Origin of the sequence: Leptothoe sp. LEGE 181152 (genome assembly GCF_032906605.1) — a bacterium.
Lineage (GTDB): Bacteria > Cyanobacteriota > Cyanobacteriia > Phormidesmidales > Phormidesmidaceae > Leptothoe > Leptothoe turfae.
This window is the reverse complement of sequence record NZ_JASATU010000018.1, coordinates 92,208-104,786: the sequence shown is the minus strand read 5'-3', so window position 1 is coordinate 104,786 and position 12,579 is coordinate 92,208. Positions and strand designations below refer to the sequence as shown.

Below are 12,579 nucleotides of genomic sequence, written 5' to 3'. Positions count from 1 at the left end.
ACCTTTGATCCGGAAGTTGAGCTGAGAAGGGCGAATGTATAAACAGTTACCCACTCACCCAGCTTTTACGATGTTCAACACCTCTCAATTTGTTGGCAAGGATCTAGAAGTTTTGGTGCGCACAGCACTTACCCATGGTGAATTGGCCCCTGGTATTGCCTTAGCGGTTGAGCGTTATCGCTCAAAATCCAGTCTGACAGTGGTAGAACAACGACAATTACAAATTTTGGACAGTGCGATCTCAGATGGTTGTGTTGTAGCTGTACAAGTACAATCAGCTAAACGCTAGTCCCAAGACTGTACTAGCTTTCTCAGAGGCATGTGGTCATCTATAGTAGTGATTAGGGCCGCTATATGGCTGCTCGACTGCTGCTTCTTGAAACATCATGCGCTTGAGTTCGATATTTCATCGCTGCCGCTGGATAGTTGTGGTTGCGATCGCGTTAGCTATTAATCTATCAATTGCGGCACCAGCCAGTGCTACCGGGATCTATGACATGCCCATTAGTCCTAATGCCGACAACTGGGTCTTAGATGACGCCAAGCAAATCACTCGGCTTAACGAAAGTAATCTGAACAAAGACCTGAAGAAACTAGCAACTGAAACCGGTCAAGAGGTTCGCTATGTCACCATTCATCGTTTGGACTATGGTGAAACGGCTCAAAGTTTTGCTGAGCAAATTTTTGCTCGTTGGTTTCCTTCTCCAGAAGCAGGTGCAAATCAAACTGTGATTGTTCTGGATGATGTCACCAATACCATTGGCATTAAATCCGGTGAAGAAACAGCTGCTTTACTTCCTGAAGAGATTTCCGAAAGCATCACGAAGGAAACAATGAAAGCACCGTTAATTAAAAGCAACAGTTACAACCGAGCATTTGGTGATGCCACCGTACGCTTAGCTGCTATATTAACGGGCGATCCTGACCCTGGCCCTCCCGTGATCGAAGAAACCATCAATGTGGAAGGTACCTTTGCCACTGCTGAGGAAACTGAGGAAAATCGCACCAGCTCAACTTGGATCGTTGTGGTTCTACTGATCTTGGCTACGGTCATTCCTATGGCCACTTATTACTGGTATCAGTCTATGGGTGGATAAGTCTGCGCTAATGTTTAGTGGCCTCTGGCTAATAAGTGTTTATAAGAAAAAGCGACCCAAAATTGGGTCGCTTTTTCTTATCTCAAACTATGCATAAACTGCTTCTAAAGCATCGCTAGTAACCCCCTGAAGGAGGCCTTCAGTGATGGCCATGTGCAGCATCAAATCAACTACACGGTTGGAGTAGCCCCACTCATTGTCGTACCAAGTGATCAGCTTGAAGAAATTGGGGTTAAGTTCAATACCAGCGCCTGCATCAAAAATGCTAGAGCGCGGATCACCCACAAAATCAGTTGAAACAACGGGATCTTCTGTATAGCCTAAGACCCCACGTAACCCGTTGTTAGATGCCGCTTTCATGGCATCGCAGATTTCACGATAGTTAGTGGCCTTTTCAGTTCGAACGGTCAAATCAACCACCGATACATCAGGCGTGGGTACCCGTAACGCCATACCTGTTAGTTTACCTGTTAGCTCTGGGAGCACCAGGGTAACCGCCTTCGCGGCACCTGTGGATGCGGGAATAATGTTCTGAGCTGCACCACGACCACTGCGCAAACTCTTCTTGTTCGGGCTATCCACGGTGGATTGAGTCGCTGTAGATGCATGCACTGTAGTCATCAGACCTTCAGCGAAGCCAAAATGCTCGTGGATCACTTTGGCTACAGGCGCTAGACAGTTTGTGGTGCAGCTAGCATTGGAGACAATTTGATCGGTTTCGGGATTAAAGGTCTTATGGTTTACCCCTACCAATAGCGTGGGAACCTGTTCTGGGCTCTTAGTGGGAGCTGAAATGACAACTCGCTTTGCCCCAGCTTTTAGATGATTGGCGGCTTTGTCATAGGTTGAAAATCGTCCTGTCGCTTCAACCACATAATCGGTACCCAAGCTGCCCCAGGGCAGTTCAGCTGGGTTAGCGATGGAAAAACAGGGGATAAATTTACCACTGACAACAATGCCGTTATCTCTTGCTTCCACATGGCCTGGGAACTGACCATGGGTGGAATCATATTTAAGTAAATAGGCCAGATTCTCAGGGGAGACTAAATCGTTAATACCAACAAACTCAATATTAGAGTTATTGACAGCGGCTCGCAGTATTAAACGACCAATACGGCCAAACCCATTGATGCCAACTTTTAGCACGGTCATAACAAACCCTATTGCTCATAGATGGTGTACAAAATCACTGCCTCAATAAGCGAGCAGCTTGTACTTTGTATGGCTGATTAGCTAAGGAAGCTGGGGATCGTCGGTTTTCCTTTATAGTTATCGACTTCCATATAAATTATGGTTTCAAAACGTAGGTAAATATGACGTAAGTAAGATCATTTGCAATGAAACATCTCAAAATATTTCATTGCCTTGCCAGGACCCGATGGTCTCAAATTGCTGGATTTGATGGTATATCTTTTGTCCGGCTACCGTCCATGTCTGCTCATCTAAAACGGGGACAGATTGTTTGGTATCTCTAGGGGTTTCTAGGTTTAGCCAAGATCGACAGCCACCGTAGGCAGCCTGCCAGTCAAGCTGTACTGGTGTTGTTAATCGATATACACGCATTAACAGCAGGTGCAGGGGCTGGCTGGGTTTCCAGCGAAAACGTTCCGTTACAAACTGCTCGTTCCAAATGTGAAATGGCAGCAACGAGTTAACAGACTGCTCATTTCTAACGGTCCACACCTGGGTAATATTGGCCCAAGCTTGAATAGTCACTTGGGTTGGATGCCAGCCAGCTGCCACAGGTGTTACTTGTGTAGCCCATTGGGGTTTTAATAAGTTCGTTTTTTGGTGTTCATAGGTGGGGTATAGCCAGACTCGCTGATGGGGTACTTGAAAATGGTTGCCTACCTCACGAATGCCTCCCTTGCGCAGCAGCAGAATTGTTTGGCCTTGGACAAGGGCATCCACTGCTACAGACCATTCCTTCAGAGCATGTTGAAGCAATTTTGGGCACCTCCGAAATCGCTTGAAATCGTAACATCCTAGACTAGCTGGATGTCTGTCAAAAACATAGCCATCTCCCACTGAATGGAGATGGCTGAGGAGATAATGACAAGTCAAGTAAATGTCAGCATTTCGGTTAATTTAACCAACTGTGGTGACAACGGTTGCTGTGCTATCTAGCGTTTCAGGACGATCAGCTTCTGATGGAGGCACCACCTGCCAGAACCTGGGTAGATAGTTGTCCCAATTCGCTAAAATCTGGGCCGCTTTAGTACTGCCAGTGCGTTCTGCGTGATTGGTAATCATCTCTTTAAGCTGTTGAGCACCGGCTGTGGTGATCACCCGCTGTACCTTGACAATCTCAGGGTTAACTCTGGTGGGGAAATCACCTTGTTCATCGAGAAAGTAGCCTAGACCACCGGTCATACCGGCACCGACATTACGTCCTACGCTACCGAGGCAAACCACAACGCCACCGGTCATGTATTCACAGCAGTGGTCACCGGCTCCTTCAATCACAGCCTGACCTTTAGAGTTACGTACGGCAAATCGCTCACCAGCCTTACCAAAGGCATAAAGTGTACCGCCAGTGGCTCCGTAGAGACAGGTGTTGCCGACAATGACGTTTTTCGATGGATCGTACTGGACGCCTTCGAAGGGCGTAATGATCAGTTCGCCACCGTGCATCCCTTTGCCGACATAATCATTGGCTTCGCCGATGAGACGGAGATTCATCCCCGGTAGGTTAAAGGCTCCAAAGCTTTGACCGATGCTGCCTTTGAATGTGAGGTTCAATGTGCCAGCAAAGCCAGTATTGCCGTATTTTTTGGCAATGGCTCCAGATATGCGGGCACCGACAGAGCGATCAGTGTTGATGACATCAGAGGTTTTGTGGAGTTCAGTCTGGTTAGTAATGGCTTGCTGAATCTCGGCATTTGCCAGGAGAGTGTCATCCAATACGGGACCATTGCTATGAACATCACCATGGTCAAGCCAGGTGCGATCGCTACGGGTATCCGGCAATTGGGTAATGATATTCAGCGTCAAGCCCTGGGTTTTGGTGAGGCTAGCATCAGCGCGAGTGGTCAGCAGATCTGCCCGACCAATAATTTCATTCAATGAGCGATAGCCCAAATGCGCCAATAGTGAACGAACTTCCTCAGCGACAAAGTGGAAAAAGTTAACCACATGCTCAGGCACACCGGTAAAGCGCTTACGCAGTTCTTCGCGCTGGGTAGTGACTCCAACGGGGCAGCTATTGGTGTGGCAAACTCGGGCCATGATGCAGCCCTCAGCAATCATGGCGATGGTGCCAAAGCCATATTCTTCTGCACCCATCAGGGCACCCATGACAACGTCCCAACCAGTTTTAAGGCCCCCGTCAACACGCAGTAGCACGCGGTCACGCAGCTGGTTTTCCATTAACACGCGGTGGACTTCGGTCAGACCCAGTTCCCAAGGCACACCTGCATGCTTAATAGAGCTGAGGGGAGATGCCCCCGTACCTCCATCATGGCCAGAGACCTGAATAATGTCGGCGTTGGCCTTGGCCACACCGGCTGCAATGGTACCAATGCCAATTTCAGACACCAGCTTGACTGAAACACCTGCAGTTGGATTGATTTGGTGCAGGTCGAAGATCAGCTGAGCCAGGTCCTCAATCGAGTAGATATCGTGGTGAGGTGGTGGTGAAATCAACGTTACGCCAGGCTTGGAACGGCGTAGTGAAGCAATGTAGTCGCTCACCTTACGACCGGGTAGCTGACCCCCTTCACCCGGCTTGGCACCCTGGGCCATCTTGATTTCGATTTGCTTGGCGCTCATGAGGTACTCAGGTGTGACGCCAAAGCGGCCTGAGGCTACCTGTTTGATGGCGGAGCAGGCGGTGTCACCCGGCTTTAAGCCCTTCAGGTGGGGCAGCGTGGCTGACAGCCCGTTATCGTCCACATCGTTGATGGGCTGGAAACGGACGGTGTCTTCGCCGCCTTCTCCAGAGTTAGACTTGCCCCCGATGCGGTTCATTGCGATCGCAAGTGTCTCATGGGCTTCCCGAGACAGTGCCCCCAAGGACATCCCCCCGGTGCAGAAGCGGCGCATAATGGCTTCCACTGGTTCCACCTCCTCCATCGAGATAGACCCACGGTCACTCTTGAAGTCCAGGAGATCTCTCAGCGCTGCTACAGGACTCCCCTTCAGCTGCTCCTGGTACAAGGCATAGTGGTCATATTGATTAGACTTCACTGCCTTGTGCAGCAGTTTAGTGAGCTGTGGGCTGTTGCTGTGATATTCCCCCTTAGGCCTTGCTTGCACAAAGCCCATGTGCTCTAGACGTTTGCCAGTGAGCTCGGGGAATGCTTTGCTGTGGAAACGCATGGTTTCCTCGGCTAGCTCAGCCACGGTTAGACCGCCCAGGCGAGAAATACTGCCCTTAAAGCCTGCTGTCAATAATTCAGGGCCAATACCAATTGCTTCGAAAATTTGCGCACCTTGATAGCTGGAAAGTAAAGAAATGCCCATTTTGGATAGAATCTTCAGCAATCCAGATTCCACGGCCTTACGGTAGTTGGCCTGGGCTCCATTCAATGTAGTGCCAGGCAGCTTGCCGGTTTCCATCAGTTTTTGGGTTTTGCTGTTGGCCCACCAGTGACGAACACTTTCTAGTGCCAGGTATGGGCAGACTGCGCTGGCACCGTAGCCCACTAGGCAAGCAAAGTGGTGGGTGGTCCAGCACTGAGCGGTATCCACTATCAGTGAAGCTTTCATCCGCAAGCCGTTACCGATCAGATGGTGGTGTACGGCACCTACGGCTAATAGAGGTGGAATGTAGGTTTGAGTGGCGGATAGTGTGGCTGGGTTGCCATGGGCATCGATGCGATCGCTAAGGATTAAAATCTCAGACCCTGCCTTAACGGCTGTATCGGCTTGATTACAAAGAGCCTCCAGCGCTTGGCTCAAGCTATGGGGGCCGTTTTCAATGGTGTAAAGCGTAGAAATGCTAGCTGTTTTCAAACTACCCTGGCGAATTAGCGCCAGCTCATTGTCGTTAACCACCGGTGATTCCAGCTTCATCAACTGACTCGGTTGTTCATCCAATAGATTATGGCGCTGCCCCAACTGCATTTGTAACGACATCACCAGTCGCTCCCGCAGAGGATCGATGGGGGGGTTGGTCACCTGGGCAAATCGCTGCTTGAAGTAGTTGAACAGCAGATGAGGCTTCTCAGATAGCACCGCTAAAGGGGCATCGTTCCCCATGCAGTAAGTGGGCTCTTTCCCCTGAGCCGCCATATCCTGAATAACCATATCCAGGTCTTCAGCCGTATAGCCGAAGGCGGTTTGCTGTGTCAGTAGAGACTTTCCTTCCAGGTATGGCTGTTCACTGAAAAGCTGAGGAGAGATGTCTTGACGATGGTTGCGGAGCCATGCTCCATAGGGTTGAGTTTGAGCCACCCGCTGTTTGATATCCCAGTTTTTCAGGATTTCATGGGTCTCAAAGTCAATGGCGATCATTTGACCAGGGCCTAAACGTCCCTTTTCAACGATCTCCTCTGTAGGTAGCTCAACGACGCCTGCTTCGGACGAGACAACCAGGTAACCGCTGCGGGTAATGGCGTAGCGAGCAGGACGCAGTCCATTGCGGTCCAGTGTGGCACCCACTTGCTTGCCATCGCTAAACACCACAAGTGCTGGACCGTCCCAGGGCTCCTGCACACCACTGTAGTATTCATAAAAGTCAGTGATTTCAGGATAATTCAGTAGCTCAGGCTGATTTAGATAGGCTTCAGGCACCATCATCATCAAGGCTTGGGCTGGCGTACGTCCTGAGCGAACCAGCAGCTCCATGACGTTGTCTAAGTTGGCCGAGTCACTGTTATCAGCATTCACAATGGGCTTCAACTGCTGGATGCTGTCTCCCCATACAGAACTTGCCAAATCAGCCTCTCGGGCCATCATCCAGTTGATGTTACCGATCAGCGTATTAATTTCACCGTTATGACCCAATAGACGCATGGGGTGGGCTAAGGGCCACTTTGGCATGGTGTTGGTGCTAAAGCGACGGTGATAGACAGCAAATGCGCTTTCATAATCACTATCTTGCAAATCCAAGTAGAACTGTCCAAGCACATCACTGCGGACCATGCCCTTATAGACCAAAGTTCGACCAGAGAAGGAGCACATGTAGGCTTCTTTGAGGGCCGCTGCCAGCTCGTCACTGCCCTGAACCGCTTCCATTGCTCTTAGCCAGGCACGGCGCAATAGAAAAAGCTGGCGTTCTAGTTCATCACCAGTTGCTTCTGATTCAACAACCACCTGCTCAATCTGAGGCTCAAATTCCCGAGCTAGTGCACCTAATGTCTCAGATGCTACGGGAACAGGCCGCCAACCAATCAGGGTCATACCAGCGGCCTTAGTTACCTGAGCAAACTTTTGTTTAGCAATTTCAGCGGCATCACCATGACGGGGTAAGAATGTCATACCCACGCCAACATGGCCCTGCCTTAATGATTGGCCAGCGGCCCAGCACTGCAAAATTTTCCAAGGGATGGCGGTCATAATACCTGCCCCATCCCCAGAGTCATGGTCGGCGCAGCAACCTCCCCGATGTTCCATGCAGCTAAGGGCATGCAACGCATCAGTAACTAAGCGGTGACTAGCACGGCCTTGCTGATCAGCAATAAAACCCACACCACAAGCGTCTCGTTCCTCCACTAGTGATTTAGGCCCCAAAGGCTCCAGGCCTTGACATTGCTGATTTGTTTGCACATTATCTACACGCTTATTACCCATGGGCCAGTCACAAGAAGAAAATAGAAAAACGATTGGTTATCTAACTGCTAGAGAATCCCTCGCAGTTATTACTAATAGCGATTGAAAAGTAATCTCCCAGATACGCAACTAAGGGCGATTAAGATATATCGCTCTACAAAATTGGTAGACCGTAATAAATCCACCTAAGGAAACGAGCTATTGACACCAGTCAACATCGCTGAACAGGATCGATGTGTATAAACTGATACTCCGAACAGCACCACGTGGGAAATCTCCCATGAGCCGACCATTGCCTGCAAACGCTCATAGCGGGCGTTCGGTGTGACAATGATCACACTACCTTTACATAGTAAAAGTAAATCAAATTTAGCGATCCTTCACTGAACTTGACGAACTGCGTTGGGAAATGTCCTCAAAATTCTTGAGGATCGCTATTATCAAGTGCCTCACTTGGATTCGTCAAGAATCTTTAAGGGCTTTGAAAGATGAGGTGCTTGTGGGATTTGTGGGGTCTTGGTGCCTGGCTATGGGTATGCCAAAGTCCAGATTGAGCCGTGAAAGCTACAGTTGTCTTGGCTCAGCCTATTTTAATTGTGCTGGTATGTGAAGGTTATTTAAAGTGACTTCACTGTCCATAGCCACTTCTTTCTAGGTAGTACCCTTGGGGTAGTTTCAGGATTGATAACGCCTGGAAAGCGGTCGGTAATTTAAAAGCCCTGCTGCTAATTAATTCGCTTCACCTCGTTGAATTGGTTGCCTATGTCGGTGCAAGGTCCTTGGTCGCCCCATGTCAGATCGTCACTAAAGTATCTTGTTTTAATGCTTTGTGTCTGTAGCTTTGTGCTAGGCGGTGCGCAAATAGATTCACAACCAGCTGTAACTAATGTTGTTACAGCATCCTTAGGGCGACTGGCACTGGTGAAGGCTACAGAGCCAACCGCTAGTGGTCGACAGTTGCGACTCAATGGCCGCCTGGTGAATGGTGCATGGCAAAAGCGACGTGATTTGATTGGCATTGCAGATGGTGCGATCGCAACCCATTTAGGTGTTGATTTAGGCAGTACAGGCGACCCATCTGAGCAGCCTGTATCTTGGTTTAATGGCGCTAATCAAGGCATGCTGACCTTGCCTGCATGGCGATACGAACATCATCGCTATGTGGATATTTCCCCCTTGGGTCGTCAACATGAGTGGCAAGTCACTGCCCAGGGCTCAGTTCTAGACTTAACCCTGCCAACGAGTCAGATCATGGCGGTTCGCCAGGGGCGTCAATCCTGGGGTGATCGTCTGGTATTGGATTTAAGTAAAGAAGCTTCGTGGCAGGTAAGCCCGGCAACTAATAGCATTACGGTGACCGTTGATGCCGCAATGGATACAGGGGCTATCTCAGCCTTTAAACTAACGCCCACCAACAGCCTCAAAGGTGCCAACATCACTTCCAGTGCTCAACGCACCACCCTCACCTTGACCGTGGCCAACCATCTGAAGCCCCATGTCTGGAGTTTAGCTGAGCCTAACCGCCTGGTGATTGATATTCGCCCTGATGCTCTCAGATCTAAAGAAATCCTCTGGGCCGATGGCGTGCAATTTCAACAGCGTTACGTTAGCTTAGGCAGTCAGCGCTTCCCTGTGTATACCTTAAGTCTAGACGCCAATCATCCTGACTTTTCTTTGCTGCCTCTGTGGGCGTTTCCTGACCAAGCGGCTGGCATTAAACCGCCATCAGATTTAGCCGAGCAGTGGCAGCCTATAGCCTTAATCAATGGCGGCTTTTTTAATCGAAATAATCAATTGCCACTAGGGGCATTACGGTTTAATAACAGCTGGATTTCTGGCCCAATTCTTGGGCGTGGGGCCATGGGTTGGGATGACCAAGGTAATGTCATCATGAGTCGCCTAACTCTAGCGGCCACCGTCACCGCTAACAATCAAACCTATCCTATTGATCACCTCAACAGCGGCTATGTCAAAGCTGGCATTGCTCGCTACACAGAACATTGGGGGCCTCAATACACCACCCTGGTTGATAATGAAGTGGTTGTCACGGTGCAAAATGAGCGAGTGCTGCAGCAACGTACGTTGGGATCTGCAGGTCAAGAGACTGTGCCCATTCCTCCAGGTGGTTATCTGCTCGTTTTACGGTCTTTTAATTCCGCTGCATCCGCTTTTGCGCCTGGAGCAACCGTCGCCTTAACACAACAAATGCAACCCTCTAGTTTTGAGCAGTTGCCCCACACTTTAGGGGCGGGTCCTTTGCTGATAACCAGAGGGCAAATTGTCTTGAACGCCCAGCAGGAATCGTTTAGCCGTAACTTCATCGAAGGTAGAGCCCCCCGCAGTATTATTGGCCTTACTCCGACTGGTCAAATCAAGCTAATCGCTATTCAAGATCGGGTGGGTGGCCGTGGTCCTACGCTGCCAGAAACTGCTCAGATTGTTCAGAAATTGGGATGTACTGATGCACTTAATTTAGATGGTGGTAGCTCATCTAGCCTTTATCTAGGCGGGATGTTGCTCAATCGACATCCCCGCACAGCCGCGCGCATCAATAATGCTTTAGGAGTGTTTGCTAGTTCCCCTGTGGAAAATCGTCTGTAAAAGTGCCCCTGATTGAAGCAACCTTTAAAGTATTTTCCGTAACTTGAAGACTCCGTTTAGTTAATTGCTTCGGTGGCCTCACTCGTGACGCCTATCCAATTTCCGCTGTTATGATGAGACCTGAATTGAAAACGTTATTCAAAATCGCTACTACAGATCGCGGCGTTTTTTACTAAACCCAATTTCTCTAGGGAAGCGATGCATTAAAAAATCCCTGTAGCTCCTTAATACCTACGGTAACTAAACCGGTATTCAAACCTTGTGCTGATTGTATCAGCGAAGTTATTACGCCTACTGCTACTGCTCAGCTACTGGCAGGCTAAGTTTTCTTTGGCCTTGGCAATTTCTACAGGGTCCGCCATTAAAAATCGTAGCCACTATCCGTATCTGTACTTTCCCAAACAGGAACTATAACCATGGTCCAAACTCAAGATCGTCCTAAATCATCTACTCAGGAAAATAAAGAGAGCTTGACCACTATCAGAGATACTCCCATCAGTGACACCCGTCCTTGGGGGTCTTTCACCGTCCTTGAAGAGGGTAAGGGCTACAAAATCAAACGTATTGAGGTTCAGCCTGGTCATCGTCTGAGTTTACAGATGCACCACCACCGTAGTGAGCACTGGATTGTGGTGTCCGGTACCGCCAAAGTAACGTGTGGCGATCAGGAGATTCTTCTTTGCACAAATCAGTCCACCTATGTACCTGCTTGTACCGCCCACCGATTAGAGAATTCAGGCGTTATCCCTCTTGTACTTATTGAAGTACAGAATGGTGAGTACTTGGGCGAAGATGACATCATCCGTTTTCAGGATGACTATGCTCGCACAGACAGCAAGTAAATTCAGTTTGAGCCATTAATGGCAGCTGACAACACAGATATCTAATCCTTATACAGCAGGCCCAGGCAGACAAATCCTACCTGGGCTTGCTGTATCGGTTTGGACTGCCCTTCACTCTATCTGCTCAATATTCAGAGCTGCGTCCAAACAAGTCCAGATTCGACTCAGCTTTCCCTCAAAAGTAATCAGAATAAAGATTGACAATAAAGCCTCGAAATCGATACGATGGGGTCTTGTGAAAACTTGGAAGCAATAGGCATTTGCCTTTCTCAGTATGCCAACTATTCAACAGCTCATTCGGAGTGAGCGCAGTAACGCTCAGAAAAAGACCAAATCCCCAGCGCTGAAGAGTTGCCCTCAGCGTCGTGGAGTTTGTACTCGTGTCTACACCACAACGCCTAAGAAGCCTAATTCTGCGTTGCGTAAGGTAGCTAGAGTTCGACTAACGTCTGGTTTTGAAGTGACTGCCTACATTCCAGGTATTGGACACAATTTGCAGGAGCACTCCGTTGTCATGATTCGCGGCGGGCGTGTTAAGGATCTTCCTGGTGTTCGTTACCACATTATCCGCGGCACCCTGGATACTGCTGGGGTGAAGGATCGCCGTCAAGGTCGTTCCAAATATGGCGCTAAGCGTCCTAAGGAGTAACGGTTCTGCGGCAGCGCACTACGGGAGGTGGGCAGGTGTGGCCCTAGGCTTTCGTGTAGTTGCAGTGCGTTTGCTAGTGTATCCGCCACAGACTCTCTAGCTAGCTATTGTTGAAGCTGTTCAACTCTTAGCACTCAACTCATAGTCTATTAAAGGATTAATATGTCTCGTCGTTCGAGCGCTCAGAAGCGCGTTGTTCCACCTGATTCTGTATATAGCAGCCGACTGGTCAGCATGATGGTTCGACGCATCATGGTGAGCGGTAAGAAATCCCTGGCACTCCGTATTGTTTACGGAGCCTTTAAAATCATTGAAGAACGTACTGGAAATGAACCTTTAGAGGTTTTCGAGCAGGCCGTACGTAACACCACTCCCTTGGTCGAGGTGAAGGCGCGACGTGTAGGTGGTGCTACTTACCAAGTTCCTATGGAAGTGCGCGCCGATCGAGGCACTGCTCTATCTTTGCGTTGGATTTCTCAGTTTGCTCGTCAGCGCGCTGGTAAGAGTATGGCTATTAAGCTTGCGAATGAACTTATGGATGCGGCCAATGAAACAGGTGGTGCTGTTCGTAAGCGTGAAGAGACTCATCGAATGGCAGAAGCCAATAAAGCTTTTGCCCACTATCGTTATTGATTTTTGAGTCAAGCTTGGCCTACTTGGCCTAAGCGTAACGATA

Annotated in this window: 9 protein-coding genes; 6 read left to right on the top strand and 3 right to left on the bottom strand. The window is 49.2% G+C overall.

Annotated features, from left to right (window positions below; all coding sequences use genetic code 11):
- Positions 1-70 precede the first annotated feature (70 nt).
- Both QGP82_RS12220 and psb32 read left to right on the top strand, forming a co-directional pair.
- Entirely contained in the window at positions 71-289 is a 219-nt protein-coding gene (locus QGP82_RS12220; protein WP_163661828.1) for a hypothetical protein, read from the top strand.
- A 97-nt stretch (positions 290-386) separates the two neighbouring features.
- Entirely contained in the window at positions 387-1,097 is a 711-nt protein-coding gene (psb32, locus tag QGP82_RS12215) for a photosystem II repair protein Psb32 (RefSeq protein ID WP_499059347.1), read from the top strand.
- Between the two features lie 87 nt (positions 1,098-1,184).
- Here the strand turns inward: psb32 and gap are convergent, their stop codons facing one another.
- From gap to gltB, 3 genes are all read right to left on the bottom strand, one after another.
- Positions 1,185-2,249, bottom strand: a complete 1,065-nt coding sequence (gene gap / locus QGP82_RS12210) for a type I glyceraldehyde-3-phosphate dehydrogenase (protein WP_163661826.1) — start codon at positions 2,247-2,249, stop codon at positions 1,185-1,187.
- A gap of 195 nt (positions 2,250-2,444) precedes the next feature.
- Positions 2,445-3,044, bottom strand: coding sequence for a DUF1802 family protein (locus QGP82_RS12205; protein ID WP_499059344.1), 600 nt, complete (start codon positions 3,042-3,044; stop codon positions 2,445-2,447).
- A 141-nt stretch (positions 3,045-3,185) separates the two neighbouring features.
- Complete coding sequence (gene gltB / locus QGP82_RS12200) at positions 3,186-7,832, bottom strand: glutamate synthase large subunit (protein WP_499059343.1); 4,647 nt, start codon at positions 7,830-7,832, stop codon at positions 3,186-3,188.
- Between the two features lie 741 nt (positions 7,833-8,573).
- Between gltB and QGP82_RS12195 the strand changes: the two genes are divergently transcribed.
- The 4 genes from QGP82_RS12195 (at position 8,574) to rpsG (ending at position 12,536) form a co-directional block, all read left to right on the top strand.
- Positions 8,574-10,412 (top strand): phosphodiester glycosidase family protein, encoded by a 1,839-nt coding sequence (locus QGP82_RS12195; protein WP_499059339.1) that lies wholly within the window; start codon positions 8,574-8,576, stop codon positions 10,410-10,412.
- A 416-nt stretch (positions 10,413-10,828) separates the two neighbouring features.
- Entirely contained in the window at positions 10,829-11,254 is a 426-nt protein-coding gene (locus tag QGP82_RS12190; RefSeq protein ID WP_163661818.1) for a phosphomannose isomerase type II C-terminal cupin domain, read from the top strand.
- A 274-nt stretch (positions 11,255-11,528) separates the two neighbouring features.
- Entirely contained in the window at positions 11,529-11,903 is a 375-nt protein-coding gene (gene rpsL, locus QGP82_RS12185; protein ID WP_006515834.1) for a 30S ribosomal protein S12, read from the top strand.
- A gap of 162 nt (positions 11,904-12,065) precedes the next feature.
- Positions 12,066-12,536, top strand: a complete 471-nt coding sequence (gene rpsG / locus QGP82_RS12180) for a 30S ribosomal protein S7 (protein WP_163661816.1) — start codon at positions 12,066-12,068, stop codon at positions 12,534-12,536.
- Positions 12,537-12,579 lie beyond the last annotated feature (43 nt).